Source organism: Microcella sp., from assembly GCF_030645145.1.
Classification (GTDB): domain Bacteria; phylum Actinomycetota; class Actinomycetes; order Actinomycetales; family Microbacteriaceae; genus Microcella.
Window position 1 is genome coordinate 1 of sequence record NZ_JAUSMI010000126.1, and the last position, 16,513, is coordinate 16,513.

The following is a 16,513-nucleotide window of genomic DNA, read 5'->3' on the forward strand; positions in this document are numbered from 1 at the left end:
CGCTCAGCGGCGCTCAGCGGCGCTTGAGCGTTCCGAAGATCCCGCGGAGCACCTCGCGCACGATCGTCTGACCGGCTCGGGAGCCGAGCGCGTCGCCGACGACGTCGCCGAGCCCTCCGCCGAGCCCGCCCCCGCCGGCCGTGCCGCCCGACCCGCCCGAGCGACCCGTCCGCGTCGGCGTGCGCGTCGTCGTGCGGTCCCTCTTCTGGAGCTCGCGCATCCGGCGCTCGTACTCCTTCTGCGCCGCGTCCTGCTGCTTCTCCGCGTCGCGAGCCGCCTGCTCGGCCGCCTCGGCGCGCTCCTCCTCGGCCGTGCGCGCGGCCTCCGCCTGCTCCGCTGCCGCCATGCGCGCCGTCAGCAGCTCGTGCGCCGTCTCGCGGTCCACGACCGTCCCGTACCGCGCCATCAGCGGCGATGCCGCGATCGTCGCCTCGATCGACGCCGACGGCGCCGGATCCATCGAGCCCTGCGGCGCCCGCAGACGCGTCCACGCCACGGGCGACGGCGCACCCTTCTCGTTCATGACCGTCACGATCGCCTCGCCGATGCCGAGCGTCGTCAGCACCTCGCCCAGGTCGTACCCGCTCGTCGGATACGTCGACACCGTCGACCGCAGCGCCTTCGCGTCATCCGGCGTGTGCGCCCGCAGCTGGTGCTGCACGCGCGAGCCCAGCTGCGCGAGCACATCGGCGGGGACATCCTTCGGAGTCTGCGTCACGAAGAAGATGCCGACGCCCTTCGACCGGATGAGCCGCACCGTCTGCGTGATCGCCGCCAGGAAGTCCTTCGACGCGTCCTTGAACAGCAGGTGCGCCTCATCGAAGAAGAACACGAGCTTCGGCTTGTCGAGATCGCCGACCTCGGGCAGATCGTTGAACAGGTCGGCGAGCATCCACATCAGGAACGTCGAGAACAGCGCCGGCTTGTCGGCCACGCCGGGAACCTCGAGCAGGCTGATCACGCCGCGCCCGTCAGCCGTCGTGCGCAGGAAGTGCGCCGTGTCGAACTCGGGCTCGCCGAAGAACGCGTCGGCCCCGTCGGCCGCGAACGCGATGAGCTCGCGCAGGATGACGCCCGCCGTCGCCGAGCTCAGCCCGCCCAACTCGGCGAGCTCGGGCTTGCCCTCCTCGCTCGTCAGGAACTGGATGACCGACCGCAGGTCATCGAGGTCCACGAGCGCGAGCCCGTTGCTGTCGGCGTAGTGGAACACGAGCCCCAGGCTCGACTCCTGCGTCTTGTTGAGCCCGAGCACCTTGCTCAGCATGAGCGGCCCGAAGCTCGACACCGTCGCCCGCACCGGCACGCCGTGCCCGATGCCGCCGAGGCAGTAGAACTCGGTCGGGTGGGCCGTCGGGTTCCAGTCCTGCCCGATGCCGCGGGTGCGCGCGAGCAGCTTCTCGCTCGCCTCGCCCGCGACCGAGATTCCGCTCAGGTCACCTTTGATGTCGGCCGCGAATACCGGGACCCCCGCCGCGCTCAGCTGCTCGGCGAGCACCTGCAGGGTCTTCGTCTTGCCCGTGCCGGTCGCGCCGGCGACGAGCCCGTGCCGATTCGTCATCGCGAGCGGGATGCGCACCGGCACGTCCGCGCGCGCGTCGCCGTTCACGAGCGCGCCCATCTCGAGCGCGGCGCCCTCCATCGCGTAGCCGTCGCGGATCGCCGCGACCTGCGCCTCGTCGAGCGGACCGTTCGCGGTCGCGTCTACCTGCGCCGCCGCGTCCGCCGCCGAGACCGGCTCGGCGGGGGCCGCCTCGGCCGGCGCCTCCGCGGTCTCCGCCGCGGCGCGCGTCTCGGCCTCTGCCTGCGCGGTCGCCTCGGCGAGCGCCGCCTGGGCCTCCTCGAGAGCCTTCCGGGCGGCTTCGACCGCTGCCGCGGCCTCCGTCGCCGTCTCCGGACCCGTCTCCGTCGCGTCGTCGCTGTCGCTCATGCGCGCCAGCCTAGGCGAGCCGGGTGCGCGAACGGGAGGATGCGTCAGGCGAGCAGCCTCACACGCGCAGCCTCAGACGCGCAGCCTCAGACGCGCGCGGCAGGCTCCCGCTCCTCGAGACCCCACGACTGCCCGTACCCGCCCGCGGCCTCGGGGCGCGCCATGAGCTCGAGGAACGCCTCGGCGTCGAACGCCTCCGGGCCGAGCACGCCCGTGCCGCTCCAGGCGCCGGTCGCGAGCAGCTCGAGTGCGATGACGGGATTGAGCGCGGTCTGCCACACGACGCACTGGCTCTCGTACTCGGCCATCGTCCACTCGTTGTCGGAGACGTGGTACAGGTACACCTCGCGGGGCGCGCCGTCCACGCCGGTTCCCGTGACCCAGAGCCCGGCGCAGGTCTTGCCGGTCATCCGGGGCCCGATCGTCGCCGGGTCGGGCAGACCTGCCGCGACGACGTCGCGCGGGCTGACCTCGACCGGCCCGTTCGCCGATCGCACCCGCAGCGGCTCGGTCCTGTCGAGCCCGAGCTGGTGCAGCGTCTTGAGGATGCCGATGAACTCGTCGCCGAGCCCGTACTTGAAGGTCACGCGCTTCGCGTCGACCCAGCGCGGCATCAGCAGGACCTCCTCGTGCTCGACGTTGACGCACTCGACCGGGCCGATGCCCTCCGGGAAGTCGAAGACCTCGGGCTCGCTGAACGGCGGCGTCGTGAACCAGCCGCGGTCCTTCTCCCAGATGACGGGAGGGTTCAGGCACTCCTCGATCGTCGTCCAGATCGAGAAGCTCGGCGCGAAGATCTCGTCGCCGTTCTCGTCGCGCACGACGAGGTTCGCGCCGTCGCGCGTGCCGAGCTCGTCGATCTCCGAGAACAGGTGGTCGGCGGCGTACCGGGCGAAGACGTCGCTCAGGCCGGGCTCGACGCCCATGCCGACGAGCGCGAGGCGGCCCGCCGACTCCCACTCGGCGGCGGCCGCGAACTGCTCGTCGCCGAGCTTCACGCCCGTCTCGCTGTACGGGCGCTCGGGGTGCGGGTGCGACAGGCTCATCGCCATGTCGAGGTAGTCGGCGCCGGCCGCGAGGGCCCCGGCGAAGATCGTCGGCACGAACTTCGGTTCGACGGCGTTCATGACGTGCGTCGCGCCGTGCTCGCGCGCGACCCGCTCGACGGCGGATGCGTCGCTCGCGTCGATCTGCGCCGCCACGAAGCGCGCGCCGATGCCCGCCTGCTCGGCGCCGTGCCGGTCGGCGATCCACGCGATCGTGCGCTCGGCGCGGCTCACGTCGTAGTCGCTCACGATGATCGTCTCGAAGAACGAGCGGCGAGCGGCGATCTTTGCGATGGCGTCTCCGACGCCTCCGGCGCCGACGAGGAGGATTCTCATGCGCCCATATTATCCAGATGGATAACGCGTGCGCTAGGGGGTGCGCGCGGGTCCGGCGGGCGTGATCACGCGCGAGACCTGCTTGGCCCCGAGCGTCGGCGCCCCGTCGGCGGGCGTGAGCGGCGTCGCCGCCGCGCCCGTCGGCTGCGGCGCCTTCTTCGACGGCCGGGGCTCGCGCTCCAGTCGCGACGCGAACGGAGCCCACACGATCACCGCGACCGCGATGCCGATGAGCGCGCCGCCGATCGTGTCGGTGACCCAGTGGGCGCCGAGGTAGGTCCGGCTCAGCGCCATCGCGATGATCCAGCCCGCGCCGAGCATCCACACCCACGCCTTCGACCGCGTCAGACCGAACAGCAGCACGATCGTCGTCGCGAGCGTCGCCGCGTTCGCGACGTGCCCCGAGGGGAAGGACCCGAAGTCGGCGATGACCAGGATGTCCTCGGGGCGCGCTCGCGCGAACAGGCTCTTCAGCAGCTGCACGGCCCCCGCGCTCAGGGCCGCGGCGATGATCGAGAACAGCGCGCCCCAGGGGCGGCGTGCGATCAGCAGCAGCGCCACGAGGCCGAGCGGCACGACGAAGATGCCGATGGGGCCGCCGCCGAGTCGGTCCATGAGGAGGGCGAGAACCTGAAGCGACGGCACGCGCTCGGCGAGCACGTCGTCCATCCACTCGGCGTCGAGATCGAGGGGGCTCTCGCGCAGCACGACCAGGAGGCCGAGCGCGGCGGCGACCCCGAGGGCCACCACCCCGCTGATCCAGGGCCAGTGGTTGGCGACGCGGCGGGTGGTCGTGGGCTCCATCAGGGCACCCTATTCGACACGCGGGGCGGATGCCCGAGGCCGTTCAGCGGTTTCGCACGCGTCGGTCAGCGCGACAGCGCCGGCACCGTCCACGGTCGCACGACGACCCACAGCGAGAGCACCGCGACCGCCGCCGCGACCGCCATCGCCGCGCCCATGGGCGTGGCGCTGCCGATGCCGAACACGCCCACGATCGGCGAGAGCAGGCCGGCGAGGCCGAAGTTGAGCGCGCCGAGGAGCGACGCCGCGGTGCCCGCCTCCTTGCCGTGGTTCGCGAGCGCGAGCACCTGCACCATGGGGAAGCCGAAGCCGCACGCCATGATGAAGAAGAACAGCGGCACGATCGTGCCCCACATGCCGGCACCCGCCTGGTCGAGCACGACGATCGCGATCGCGCTCATGAGGAGCACGGCCGTCGACACCGAGAGGATCCACTGCGGCGGGATGCGCTTGGCGAGCCGCGCGCTCGTCTGGACGCCGATGAACACGCCGACGGAGTTCGCCGCGAACACCACGCCGTAGGCCTGCGGGTCGAGGCCGTAGACGTCCTGGAAGAGGAACGATGACGCCGAGAGGTAGGCGAACAGGCCCGTGAAGGTGAAGCCGCCGATGACGGCGACGCCGATGAAGATGCGGTCGCGGAACAGGGCGCGGTAGCGCTCGGCGATCGTCGAGTGGCCCCGGTCGGAGCGCCGCGCCGGCGGGAGCGTCTCGACGATGAGGAACCAGGAGGCGGCGACGACGAGCACGCCGTATCCGGCCAGCACGACGAAGAGACCGCGCCACTCGGTCAGCAGGAGCAGCTGCGAGCCGATGAGCGGAGCCAGGATCGGAGCAAGCCCGGTGATGAGGGCCAGGCGGGAGAGCATCCGGACCAGGGGGTACCCGCCGAAGAGATCGCGCACCATCGCCATCGCGACGACGCCGCCCGCAGCCGCGCCGGCGCCCTGCAGGACGCGCGCGGCGAGCAGCCACGTGACGTCGGGGGCGGCCGCGACCATGAGGCTCGCGGCGACGTGGACTGTCGAGGCGGTGATGAGCGGGAGGCGGCGGCCGACGCGGTCGCTCCAGGGGCCGACGATGAGCTGGCCGAAGCCGAAGCCGACCATCGTCGCGGTGAGGGTGAGCTGGACGAGCGCGATGCTCACGCCGAGGTCGGCCTCGACCTGCGGGAACGCCGGCAGGTACAGGTCGACCGTGAAGGGGCCGAGAGCGGTGAGGGCGCCGAGCACGACGACGTAGACGATGCGCTGGCGCCGAGTGAGCGAGTCGCCGGGGTGCACGACGGTGGTCATTGTCACCACTGTAGGGGCGGGCGGGGCGCGTGTCGAATCGATTCGACCGGGTGCGCGTGTCGCGCGGTCTGCGCCAGGCCGTGTCAGTTCTCCGGAGTCTCGGCTCGGCCCGTCGCGGGGCCGCAGCCGGGGTGCGGCCGGCTCGCCGAGACTCCGGAGAACGTGCACGCGCGACCGCGCCGGGCGATCAGCCCTTCGCGGCCTTCGACTTCGCCTTCGCGGCCTTCTTCGCCTCGCGCACCTTCGCGAGCGAGTCGGCGTCGACGATGTCGGCGACCGAGCGGTACGAGCCCTGCGCGCCGTAGTCGCCGGCGGCCTCGCGCCATCCCTCGGCCTCGAGCCCGCACTGCTTGCCGAGCAGGGCCAGGAAGATCTTGGCCTTCTGCTCGCCGAAGCCGGGCAGCTCCTGCAGTCGGCGGAGCACCTCGGCCCCGTCGGGTGCGAGCCCGTCGCGCCCGGGCCGCGTCCAGATCGCCTCAGCATGCCCGCCCCACTCGTCGCGCACCTCGGCGGCGAGCGCCTGGACGCGTCCGGCCATCGACCCCGGGAACCGGTGCACCGCAGGCGACTCCTTGAACACCGCCGCGAACGCTTCGGGGTCGGCGGCGGCCACCGTCTCGGGGTCGAACGCGCCCATCCGGTCGCGGATCTTCGCGGGCCCCGCGAATGCAGTCTCCATCGGCACCTGCTGGTCGAGGAGCATCCCGACCAGGAGCGCGAACGGGTCGTCGGTAAGCAGCGCGTCGGCGGGGGCATCCCCCGTGATGTTCAGAGCCATGCGCGTATCGAACCACGCGCGCCTGCGGCGGCGCTCAGCGAACAGCGGGGCGGATGCCCGCCGCGCCTACTCCGGGATGCTGCGGCTGCGGATGAGCTCGCTGTACCAGTGCCCGCTCTGCTTGACCGTGCGCTCGAGCGAGTCGTAGTCGACGTGCACGATGCCGAAGCGCTTCGTGTAGCCGTAGGCCCACTCGAAGTTGTCCATGAGGCTCCACACCTGGTAGCCGCGCAGGTCGACGCCGCGTTGCATCGCGCGGTGGGCGGCCGTGAAGTGGCGGCGCAGGTAGTCGATGCGCGCGTCGTCCTGCACGACGCCGTCGCGCACCTCGTCGTCGAAGGCCGCGCCGTTCTCGGTGATCATGAGCGGCAGGGTCGGGAACTGCTCGTGCAGCTCCACGAGCAGCTGCTCGAGGCCGTCGGGGGCGATGTTCCAGCCCATGGCCGTGTACGGGCCGGGCTGCTGGATGAACTCGACGTCCTCGCTGCCGGGCCAGGGCGAGCCGGCGGCCTCGCCGTGGCCGTCGGCGTTCGAGCGGGGCGAGACGCCATCCCACATCGTGACGGTCACGGTCGAGTAGTAGTTGACGCCGAGCACGTCGATCGGCTGGTGGATGAGCTCGAGGTCGCCGGGGCGCACGAACTGCCAGTCGGTGACGTGCGCGGTGTCCTCGAGCAGGTCGGCGGGGTACTCGCCCTGCAGCATCGGTCCGGTGAAGGCGCGGTTGGCGAGGGCGTCGATGCGGCGCACGGCCTCCGCGCTCTCGGGCAGCGGCTCGCCGTCGGCGTCGAGCCCGGGGCGGATCATGTGCAGGTTGAGCGTCGCCGAGTACTGCGCGTCGGGCTTGCGTACCGCGTCGCGGAGAGCGCTCAGTCCGAGGCCGTGCGCGAGGTTCAGGTGGTGCACGGCGGTGAGGGCGGCGCGTCCGCTCGTGATGCCGGGCGCGTGCACGCCCGAGCCGTAGCCGAGGTAGGCGCTGCACCACGGCTCGTTGAGGGTCGTCCACATCGCCATGCGGTCGCCGAGGGCCTCGCCCATGATGTGGGCGTAGTCGGCGAAGCGGTAGCTCGTATCGCGGTTGGTCCAGCCGCCGGCGTCCTCGAGCGACTGCGGGAGATCCCAGTGGTAGAGCGTCGCGATGGGCGTGATGCCGCGCGCGAGGAGCCCGTCGACGAGGCGGCTGTAGAACGCGACGCCCTTCCGGTTCGCGGGGCCCGTGCCCTCGGCCTGGATGCGCGGCCACGCGATCGAGAACCGGTACGACTCGAGGCCCATCCGCTGCATGAGGTCGAGGTCGGAGTCGAGGCGGTGGTAGTGGTCGTCGGCGACGTCGCCGGTGTGGCCGTAGAGCACCTTGCCGGGGGTGCGGCTGAACGTGTCCCAGATGGAGGGCCCGCGGCCGTCCTCGTGCGCGGCTCCCTCGATCTGGTAGCTCGCGGTCGCGGAGCCGAACACGAAGTCGGCGGGGAACTCCAGGCCGGAGTCGCGGTAATCGGGGGTGCCCTGGTTCATGCTGCTGAGCCTACGTGCCCGAGCGTGGAACCGCTTCCACAGGCGGCGCGCTCGCGCCGAGCATCCGCCCCACGCTGCGTCACTCTTGCCGGCACGCTTCACTCCTCGGGGCACGCGCGATCGTGCCGCTGGTGGTGATTCCGGGCGGTCCCCTGCGCGAACGCGCCGACGCCCCGGCCGCGCGCGGCGACCGGGGCGTCGAGAGCGTGCGGGCTAACCGCGGGCGCGGCGCTTGTTCCAGACGTCGAACGCGACGGCGAGGAGCAGCACGAGGCCCTTGATGAACTGCTGGTAGTCGGTCGAGACGCCCAGCAGCGACATGCCGTTGTTGAGCACACCCATGATGAGACCACCGGTGATGGCGCCGACGACCGTGCCGACGCCGCCCTGCACGGCTGCGCCGCCGATGAACGACGCCGCGATCGCGTCGAGCTCGAACAGGTTGCCCGCGCCGGGGCCCGCCGAGTTGAGGCGGCCGGTGAAGATGATGCCGGCGAGCGCCGCGAGCACGCCCATGTTGACGAACAGGTAGAAGTCGATCTTGCGCGACTGGATGCCCGACAGGTCGGCCGCGTGGCGGTTGCCGCCGACGGCGTAGATGTGGCGGCCGAAGACGCTGCGGTTCATGACCGCCGTGTAGACGACCACGAGCACGCCGAGGACGATGAGGACGATCGGGGTGCCGCGCGAGCCGGGTGCGACGCCGAGCAGGTAGGTCAGGAACAGGATGAGGCCCGCACCGAACGCCACCTTGACGATGAACCACCACAGCGGCTCGGTCTCGAGGTTGAGCTTCGCGCGCTTCATGCGACCTCGCAGCTGCGAGGCGATGAACATGACGAGAGCGAGGAGGCCGAGGCCGACGGTGATCCACTCGGCGGGCGAGGTCGCCGCCGGGAAGAGCTGCGGGAAGAGGTACCCGCCGCCGAGCTGGCGGTACTCGTTCGGGAACGGCGTGATCTGCGTGTTGCCGAGAACGATCTGCGTGAGGCCGCGGAAGAGGAGCATGCCCGCGAGGGTCACGATGAACGCAGGTATGCCGACGTACGCCACCCAGAAGCCCTGCCAGCAGCCGACGATCGCGCCAACAAGCAGGCCGAGGAGGATCGCGGCCCACCAGGGCAGACCCCAGTCCTGCACCATGACACCGGTCATGGCGCCGACGAACGCCGCGACCGAGCCGACCGAGAGGTCGATGTGGCCGGCGATGATGATCATCACCATGCCGATCGCGAGGATCAGGATGTAGCTGTTCTGGACGATGATGTTCGAGACGTTGCCCGCCGTGAGCAGGCGGCCCTCGGTCAGCACCTGGAACAGCAGGACGATCACGATGAGCGCGACGAAGATGCCGATCTGACGCAGTCGCGAGGTCAGAAAGCCGAGCACCTCCGAACGGCTGGACGCGGGGCGGGTTGCGCTAGCCGATGACATGGTCGGCCTCCTTCTCCTTGGTCATGAGCACCATGAGTGCTTCGGGGGTGGCCTGCTCGATGGGGAGCTCACCGGTGATGTGCCCTTCCGAGAGGGCGTAGATGCGGTCACAGATGCCGAGGAGCTCGGGGAGCTCGCTCGAGATCACGATGACCGCCTTTCCCTGCGCGGCGAGGCTGTTGATGATCGTGTAGATCTCGTACTTCGCGCCGACGTCGATGCCGCGCGTGGGCTCGTCGAGGATGAGCAGCTCGGGGTCGGAGTACAGCCACTTCGACAGCACGACCTTCTGCTGGTTGCCGCCGGAGAGCTTGCCCGTGATCGCGTCGACCGAGGGCGCCTTGATGTTCATGCTCTTGCGGTAACCCTCGGCGACGACGTGCTCGCCTCCGCCGTCAACCCAGCCCCGCGGGGCGAGCTTGCGAAGCCCTGCGGCCGAGATGTTCCGCTTGATGTCCTCGATGAGGTTGAGGCCGTAGACCTTGCGGTCCTCCGTGGCGTACGCGAGACCGTTGCGGATGGCCTCCGGAACCGTGCGCGCCTGGATCTCCTCGCCGCGCATGTAGAGGCGCCCGCTGATCCGCGAGCCGTACGAGCGGCCGAAGATGCTCATGGCGAGCTCGGTGCGCCCCGCGCCCATGAGCCCGGCGATGCCGACGACCTCGCCCGCGCGCACCGAGAGGGATGCGCCGTGGATGATCGTGCGGTCGTGGTCGGTCGGGTGGTGGACGGTCCAGTCCTCGACGCGGAAGATCTCCTCGCCGATCGCGACCGAGCGGTCCGGGTACCGGTGCTCGAGGTCGCGGCCGACCATGCCCTTGATGATGCGGTCCTCCGAGATGTCGCCCGTCGCGAGCGCGAGCGTCTCGATCGTGCGGCCGTCGCGGATGATCGTGACTTCATCGGCGATCGCCTTGATCTCGTTGAGCTTGTGGCTGATGATGATGCACGTGATCCCCTGCCCCTTGAGGTGGCGGATCAGGTCGAGCAGGTGGGCCGAGTCCTCGTCGTTGAGGGCGGCGGTGGGCTCGTCGAGGATGAGCAGCTTGACGTTCTTGGAGAGCGCCTTGGCGATCTCGACGAGCTGCTGCTTGCCGACGCCGATCTCGCGCACGACGGTCGTCGGGCTGTCGCCGAGTCCGACGCGGGCGAGCAGCTTGGCCGCCTCCGCGTTCGTCTCGTCCCAGTCGATGAAGCCGCGCCTGGCGCGCTCGTTGCCGAGGAAGATGTTCTCGGCGATCGAGAGGTAGGGGCTCAGCGCGAGCTCCTGATGGATGATGACGATGCCGGACTTCTCGCTGTCGCGGATGTCCTTGAACTCCATCGTCTCGCCTTCGAAGACGATGTCGCCCGTGTACGTGCCGTGCGGGTAGACGCCCGACAGCACCTTCATGAGGGTGGACTTCCCAGCCCCGTTCTCGCCGCAGATGGCGTGGACGTGGCCTCGCTCGACGGTGATGGAGACGTCCTGCAGCGCCTTGACGCCGGGGAACTCCTTCGTGATCGAGCGCATTTCGAGGATGGTGCTCACGGCGGTCCTCTTCCTCTCCTCGGTTGTGCGAGGGCTCTCGCGATGATGAGGGATGGTGCGGGCCCGGCCGATCGCTCGGCCGAGCCCGCACCGCGGTGGTGCGAACCTACTAGGCGAGGTCCTCAGCGGTGTAGTAGCCGCTGTCGAAGAGAACCTCTTCGTAGTTGTCGACTGTGACGATCGTCGACTCGAGGAGGTACGACGGGACGATCTTCTCGCCGTTGTCGTAGGTCTCGGTGTCGTTGACCTCGGGCTCCTCGCCCGAGAGCAGAGCATCCACCATCGAGACGGCCTGCTCGGCGAGCAGACGGGTGTCCTTGAAGATGGTCGAGTACTGCTCGCCCGCGATGATCGACTTCATCGAGCCGACCTCGGCGTCCTGACCCGTGATGACGGGGAGGGCGTCGGTCGAGTAGCCACCCGACGTGAGGGCCGAGATGATGCCGATCGAGAGGCCGTCGTACGGCGAGAGGACGCCGTCGATCTGCGTGTCGCCGATGATGGTGAGGATGTTCTCCATGCGCTCCTGAGCCGTCTCGGGCAGCCAGCGGAGGATCGCCACCTGCTCGAACGCTGTCTGGCCCGACGGGACGACGAGAGTGCCGTCGTCGATGAGGGGCTGGATGACGCTCATCGCGCCGTTGAAGAAGAACCCGGCGTTGTTGTCGTCGGGGCTGCCGGCGAAGAGCTCGACATTGAACGGACCGGCAGCGTCGGTGCGCTCGCCGTTCTCGTCGAAGACGCCCATGCCGATGAGCAGCGACGTCGCCTGCTGCACGCCCACCTGGAAGTTGTCGAACGTCGTGTAGTAGTCGACGTTCGGGCTGCCGTTGATGAGGCGGTCGTAGGCGATGACCGGGATGCCCGCGTCGGCCGCCTGCTGCAGCACGTCGGTGAGCGTCGTGCCGTCGATCGAGGCGATGATGAGCGCCTCGGCGCCGCTCGAGATCATGTTCTCGATCTGCGAGACCTGCGTGGGGATGTCGTCGTTCGCGAACTGGAGGTCGACCTCGTAGCCGAGCTCCTCGAGCTGCGACTGGACGTTCTCGCCGTCCGCGATCCAGCGCTCCGACTGCTGAGTCGGCATCGCGACGCCGACGATGCCGCCGGCCTCGTCGCCGCCGCCGTCGCCGCCGGTAGAGCCGCCGGTGCGGTCACCGGCGCAGCCGGAGAGTGCCAGCGACATGACTCCTGCGGCAGCGATGCCGAGGAGGAACTTGGAGTTCTTCACTGTGTGTCCTTTCGATGGGGAGTGTGGTGGTGCGTTCGGGTCCGTCGCTCGGCCACGAGCTCTGGCTCCGGTTCCCGGCAGAGCCGGGAGGTTCTGGGGGCCCCGCTCAGATTCCTTGAGCGAGTCGGTAGTAGGCGGCGTTCGCGCGCACGTCGCGCGCGAACCCCTCGAGCGTGGTGGCCTCGTCGATGACGAGGAGCTCGACGCCGGCCATGGTCGCGAAGTCCCGGAAGACGTCGACGCCCACTTGCGTGGTCATGACCGTGTGGTGCGCCGCCCCCGCGGTCAGCCAGGCGGCTGCCGAGGTGGCGAAGTCGGGCGCCGGCTTCCAGACGGCGTGCCCGACGGGCAGGTGGGGCATCGGGGCGGGCAGCGCCACGTTCTCGACGACGTTCGCGACGAGCCGGAACCGGTCGCGCATGTCGCTGAGGGCCGCGACGACCGCGGGGCCCGCGTCGGCCGTGAAGACCAGGCGCACCGGGTCCTCCTTGCCGCCGATGCCGAGAGGGTGCACCTCGAGGCGCGCGCGCTGCGAGCTGAGCGCGGGGCTCACCTCGAGCATGTGCGCGCCGAGGATGAGCTCGTTGCCGGGCTCGAGGTGGTACGTGTAGTCCTCCATGAGACTCGCGCCGCCGGGGAGGCCCGCGCCCATGACGGCCGCGGCGCGCACGAGCACCGCGGTCTTCCAGTCGCCCTCGGCGCCGAAACCGTAGCCGTCGGCCATGAGGCGCTGCACGGCGAGGCCAGGCAGCTGGCGCAGCGCGCCGAGGTCCTCGAAGCTCGTCGTGAAGGCACCGAACCCGCCGCCCTCGAGGAAGCCGCGCAGGCCGAGCTCGATCGCGGCGCCGTAGCGCAGGCTGTCGGCGCGCTCCGCGCCCGGGTGCAACTCGGGGGCGACGTCGTAGAGGTCGAGGTACTCCTCGACGAGCCGGTCGACCTCGGTGTCGCCGACCGCGTGCACAGCATCCGCCAATTCGGTGACGCCCCAGGTGTTGACCTGGACCCCGAAGCGCAGCTCGGCCTCTGTCTTGTCGCCCTCGGTGACGGCGACGAAGCGCATGTTGTCGCCGAAGCGGGCGAGCCTGAGCTCGTGCGTCGCATGCCAGCCGGCGGCCGCGCGGGCCCACACGCCGACGCGCGCGGTGACGGCCGGGTTCGAGACGTGGCCGACGACGGTCGCGCGGGCGACGCTCATGCGCGAGGCGATGTAGCCGAACTCGCGGTCGCCGTGCGCGGCCTGGTTGAGGTTCATGAAGTCGAAGTCGATCTCGCCCCACGGCAGCTCGACGTTCGCCTGCGTGTGCAGGTGCAGCAGCGGCTTGGAGAGCGCGTCCAGACCGGCGATCCACATCTTCGCGGGGCTGAAGGTGTGCATCCACGCGATGACGCCGATGACGTTCTCGGCGGCGTTGGCCTCGAGCATGACGCGCTTGATGCTCGCCGAATCGACGAGGGTCGGCTTCCAGACGATCGTGACGGGGATGTCCGCGGCCGCCTGCAGGCCGGCCACGACCGCCTGCGACTGCTCGGCGACCTGGCGCAGGGTCTCGTCGCCGTAGAGGTTCTGGCTCCCGGTCAGGAACCACACCTCGAGGGTGCGGAGGTCGGGGATCATGCTGCGGGTCACTGGGGTCCTCCTGCAAGGGCGTCGACGGCGCGACGCTCAATGGCGAGACCGGCCTCGTACTGAGCGAGGTAGGCGGCGAAGCCGGCGGTGTCGGCGGGGTCGGGGGCGACGGCGGCGGTGTCGGCGTCGTCGAAGACGCGGGTGGCGAGGTAGTCGGCGAGGGGCTGGTGGGTCTGCGCGGCCGACTGCGCGCTCGTCTGCGCGCTCGTCTGCGCGCCGGCGGCGGTCTCGGCCGTGAACGCCGCGAGCACCGCGATGCCCCACGCGCCGCCCTCGGAGGCGCTGTCGGCGACGCCGACGGGCGCGTCGAGCGCGGCGGCGAGCAGGCGCTGCGCGACCCCGGCCGTGCGGAACAGCCCGCCGTGGGCCTGCATCCGCTCGATCGTGACGCCCTCCTCGTGGAGGGCGCGCATCCCGAGGGCGAGGGCGGCGAAGACGCCGTAGACGTGGGCGCGCATGACGTTCGCGAGGGTGAGGCGGCTCTCGGGCGTGCGCACGACGAGCGGGCGGCCCGCGGTCAGCTGCGCGACCGGCTCGCCCGCGACCTGGTTGTAGGCCAGCACGCCGCCGGCGTCGGGAGCGCCGTCGAGCGCCTCGGCGAGCAGGAGCGCGTAGGCCTCGTCGGCGGTGGTGGTCGCGCCGGCGAGCTGGGCGAAGCGGCGGTAGGTGCCGACCCACGCGGCGAGCTCGCTCGTGCCGTTGTTGCAGTGCACCATCGCGACCGGGTCGCCCGCGGGCGTCGCGACGACATCGATCTCGGAGTGCGGGGCGCTCAGCGGCCGGTCGAGGACGACCATCGCGAAGATGCTCGTGCCCGCGCTCACGTTGCCCGAGCGCGGAGCGACGGCGTTCGTCGCGACCATGCCGGTACCGGCATCCCCCTCGGGCGGGCAGAGCGGGGCGCCGGGCTGGAGGGCCCCGGTCGGGTCGAGCAGGGCGGCGCCGGCGGCGGTCAGGGTGCCGGCGGTCGCGCCGGCGGGTAGCACGCGAGGGAGCATCCGCTGCAGGGGGCCCGCGAGGGCCGACCCGGAGACGTGCGCGTCGAAGCGGGCGAGGAGGTCGGCGTCGTAGTCGGTGCCGTCGGCGTTGAGCGGGAACATTCCGCTCGCGTCGCCGACGCCGAGCACGCGCTCGCCGGTGAGGCGGTGGTGGACGTAGCCGGCGAGGGTCGTGAGGTGGGCAATGCGGCCGACGTGCTCCTCGCCGTCGAGGACGGCCTGGTGCAGGTGCGCGATCGACCAGCGCAGCGGGATGTTCGCGCCCAGCAGCGCGGAGAGCTCGGCCGCCGCGGCCCCCGTGCTCGTGTTGCGCCAGGTGCGGAACGGGACGAGCAGCGAGTCGTCCGCGTCGAAGGCGAGGTAGCCGTGCATCATCGCCGAGACGCCGAGCGCGGCGAGCGTCGTCGGCGCGGCGCCGTGGCGGGTGCGGGCGTCCTCGGCGAGGGCGGCGTACGCGGCGCGGATGCCCTGCTCGACGTCGGCGAGGTCGTAGGTCCACACGCCGTCCACGAGCTGGTTCTCCCACTCGTGGCCGCCCGTCGCGAGAACGGTGCTCGGCGCATCCGCGTCGACGAGGCACGCCTTGATGCGCGTCGAGCCGAGCTCGATGCCGAGGGCGACGCGGCCGGTGGCGATCGCGTCGGCGGGGGTGCGGGTGGCGACGGCGCGGGTCTCGGGCGTGCGCGTCTCGGGCGCGCGGGTCTTGAGCGCGCTCATCGGGCCGGCCCTCCCGACTGGCCGTAGACGTTCTGGTACCGATCGAACAGCGCGTCGACCGCGGCGGGCTCGATCGGGAGCGGGTCGCCCAGCTGTCGAGCGAGGTGGATCGTGCGTGCGACATCCTCGAGCATGACGGCGGCCTTGACGGCGTCGCGCGCGTCGCGACCGATCGTGAACGGGCCGTGGTTCTGCATGAGAACTGCGCGCGAGCGGTGGCCGGAGAGCGTCTCGACGATGCCGCGGCCGATCGAGTCGTCGCCGATGATCGCGAACGGTCCGACCGGGATGTCGCCGCCGAACTCATCGGCCATCGCGGTGATGACGCACGGGATGCTCTCGCCGCGCGCCGCCCACGCGGTCGCGTAGGTCGAGTGAGTGTGCACGACTCCGCCGACCTCGGGCATGTGCCGGTAGACGTATGCGTGCGCCGCGGTGTCGCTCGAGGGGCTGCGGTCGCTGCCGGGGGTGTCGGGGACGACCTCGCCGTCGAGCGTGCAGAGGATCATGTTCGCTGGGTCGAGGTCGTCGTAGGAGACGCCCGACGGCTTGATGACGAAGAGGTCGGCGCCCGGGACGCGGCCGGAGACGTTGCCGCCGGTCCAGACGACGAGACCGTTGCGGACCAGCTCGGCGTGGAGGGCGGCGACCTCGTCGCGAACGCGCGCGACGGCGACCTGCACCTCGGGGCTCAGAGCGATCACGGGACTCCATCGTCACGGCGGCGACGGTGGACCCGACGCCGGGGTGGAACAGGGGGAACGGTGGTGCGGTGCGTTGCTGCCCCGCGGTGGTGTGGGGTGCGGCGGTGCTGCGGCCCCGCGGTGGCGCGAGGTGCTGCGGGCCTGCTGCCCCGCGGTGGTGGTCGCGAGGCGGCAGCGGTGCTCTGCGCTCGGCCGATCCGAACCGGGGTTCGTGATGTGACCGTTCACATTGCGTTGATGCACTCTAACGGCGAAACGGTCACATCTGTCAAGACGGTCCCCGCGCGAAACGGTCACAAGTCGGTAACAGCCTCGACATGCGCCGTCCTGCAGGCATCCGCGCCCCCGCCCGCCGCCGCCCGCGCCCCCGCGACTGTCCCACTCGTCGCGCTGCGCTGGTCCGTCGTATGGCCCGGACCGCGGGCGCCGGCCCGCTGTCGACGACGCCCGAATTTGAGGCCGATGCGACGGGCGAAAGTGAGGCCACCGCTTCGTCGTTCTAGTGTGCCTGGTTCTGCGCTCTGATGCTCGGGAGTGTGTCGATGCCGCGGTCGCGGAGTCGGTAGCTGGCGC

The 16,513-nt window shown here is 71.0% G+C and carries 12 protein-coding genes; all 12 read right to left on the reverse strand.

The window, feature by feature from the left end; genetic code table 11:
* Positions 1 to 13 precede the first annotated feature (13 nt).
* Positions 14 to 1,927, reverse strand: a complete 1,914-nt coding sequence (locus Q7T15_RS08385; protein ID WP_304695204.1) for a helicase HerA-like domain-containing protein — start codon at positions 1,925 to 1,927, stop codon at positions 14 to 16.
* Positions 1,928 to 2,013: 86 nt separating this feature from the next.
* The gene (locus Q7T15_RS08390) at positions 2,014 to 3,309 is read right to left on the reverse strand and encodes a saccharopine dehydrogenase family protein (protein ID WP_304695206.1); all 1,296 of its coding nucleotides are present in this window, start codon (positions 3,307 to 3,309) and stop codon (positions 2,014 to 2,016) included.
* A gap of 33 nt (positions 3,310 to 3,342) precedes the next feature.
* Positions 3,343 to 4,113 (reverse strand): phosphatase PAP2 family protein, encoded by a 771-nt coding sequence (locus Q7T15_RS08395; protein WP_304695208.1) that lies wholly within the window; start codon positions 4,111 to 4,113, stop codon positions 3,343 to 3,345.
* 65 nt (positions 4,114 to 4,178) lie between these two features.
* Complete coding sequence (locus Q7T15_RS08400; RefSeq protein WP_304695210.1) at positions 4,179 to 5,408, reverse strand: multidrug effflux MFS transporter; 1,230 nt, start codon at positions 5,406 to 5,408, stop codon at positions 4,179 to 4,181.
* A 187-nt stretch (positions 5,409 to 5,595) separates the two neighbouring features.
* Positions 5,596 to 6,186, reverse strand: a complete 591-nt coding sequence (locus tag Q7T15_RS08405; RefSeq protein WP_304695212.1) for an HhH-GPD-type base excision DNA repair protein — start codon at positions 6,184 to 6,186, stop codon at positions 5,596 to 5,598.
* 66 nt (positions 6,187 to 6,252) lie between these two features.
* Positions 6,253 to 7,698 carry a GH1 family beta-glucosidase gene (locus tag Q7T15_RS08410; RefSeq protein WP_304695214.1) on the reverse strand — a complete coding sequence of 482 codons (1,446 nt, stop codon included), beginning with the start codon at positions 7,696 to 7,698 and terminating at the stop codon, positions 6,253 to 6,255.
* 213 nt (positions 7,699 to 7,911) lie between these two features.
* Complete coding sequence (gene mmsB, locus Q7T15_RS08415; protein ID WP_304695216.1) at positions 7,912 to 9,132, reverse strand: multiple monosaccharide ABC transporter permease; 1,221 nt, start codon at positions 9,130 to 9,132, stop codon at positions 7,912 to 7,914.
* A complete protein-coding gene (mmsA, locus tag Q7T15_RS08420) occupies positions 9,119 to 10,645 on the reverse strand; it encodes a multiple monosaccharide ABC transporter ATP-binding protein (protein ID WP_304695223.1) in 1,527 nt (508 codons plus the stop codon). The genes mmsB and mmsA overlap by 14 nt, the downstream gene beginning before the upstream one ends.
* A gap of 127 nt (positions 10,646 to 10,772) precedes the next feature.
* A complete protein-coding gene (gene chvE / locus Q7T15_RS08425; protein ID WP_370689126.1) occupies positions 10,773 to 11,894 on the reverse strand; it encodes a multiple monosaccharide ABC transporter substrate-binding protein in 1,122 nt (373 codons plus the stop codon).
* Positions 11,895 to 12,000: 106 nt separating this feature from the next.
* Positions 12,001 to 13,509, reverse strand: a complete 1,509-nt coding sequence (gene araA / locus Q7T15_RS08430) for an L-arabinose isomerase (RefSeq protein WP_304695227.1) — start codon at positions 13,507 to 13,509, stop codon at positions 12,001 to 12,003.
* An 8-nt stretch (positions 13,510 to 13,517) separates the two neighbouring features.
* Positions 13,518 to 15,236 (reverse strand): FGGY-family carbohydrate kinase, encoded by a 1,719-nt coding sequence (locus Q7T15_RS08435; RefSeq protein WP_304695218.1) that lies wholly within the window; start codon positions 15,234 to 15,236, stop codon positions 13,518 to 13,520.
* On the reverse strand, positions 15,233 to 15,940 hold the full coding sequence (locus Q7T15_RS08440) for an L-ribulose-5-phosphate 4-epimerase (RefSeq protein WP_304695221.1): 708 nt from the start codon (positions 15,938 to 15,940) through the stop codon (positions 15,233 to 15,235). The genes Q7T15_RS08435 and Q7T15_RS08440 overlap by 4 nt, the downstream gene beginning before the upstream one ends.
* Positions 15,941 to 16,513 lie beyond the last annotated feature (573 nt).

What these genes read in the sequence shown, in the direction of transcription:
- Q7T15_RS08400 (WP_304695210.1), bottom strand. Translation starts at nt 5,408, where the DNA reads ATGACCACCGTCGTGCACCCCGGCGACTCGCTCACTCGGCGCCAGCGC.
- araA (WP_304695227.1), bottom strand. Translation starts at nt 13,509, where the DNA reads ATGATCCCCGACCTCCGCACCCTCGAGGTGTGGTTCCTGACCGGGAGC.
- Q7T15_RS08435 (WP_304695218.1), bottom strand. Translation starts at nt 15,236, where the DNA reads ATGAGCGCGCTCAAGACCCGCGCGCCCGAGACGCGCACGCCCGAGACC.
- Q7T15_RS08385 (WP_304695204.1), bottom strand. Translation starts at nt 1,927, where the DNA reads ATGAGCGACAGCGACGACGCGACGGAGACGGGTCCGGAGACGGCGACG.
- Q7T15_RS08390 (WP_304695206.1), bottom strand. Translation starts at nt 3,309, where the DNA reads ATGAGAATCCTCCTCGTCGGCGCCGGAGGCGTCGGAGACGCCATCGCA.
- mmsB (WP_304695216.1), bottom strand. Translation starts at nt 9,132, where the DNA reads ATGTCATCGGCTAGCGCAACCCGCCCCGCGTCCAGCCGTTCGGAGGTG.
- Q7T15_RS08410 (WP_304695214.1), bottom strand. Translation starts at nt 7,698, where the DNA reads ATGAACCAGGGCACCCCCGATTACCGCGACTCCGGCCTGGAGTTCCCC.
- mmsA (WP_304695223.1), bottom strand. Translation starts at nt 10,645, where the DNA reads ATGCGCTCGATCACGAAGGAGTTCCCCGGCGTCAAGGCGCTGCAGGAC.
- Q7T15_RS08395 (WP_304695208.1), bottom strand. Translation starts at nt 4,113, where the DNA reads ATGGAGCCCACGACCACCCGCCGCGTCGCCAACCACTGGCCCTGGATC.
- Q7T15_RS08405 (WP_304695212.1), bottom strand. Translation starts at nt 6,186, where the DNA reads ATGGCTCTGAACATCACGGGGGATGCCCCCGCCGACGCGCTGCTTACC.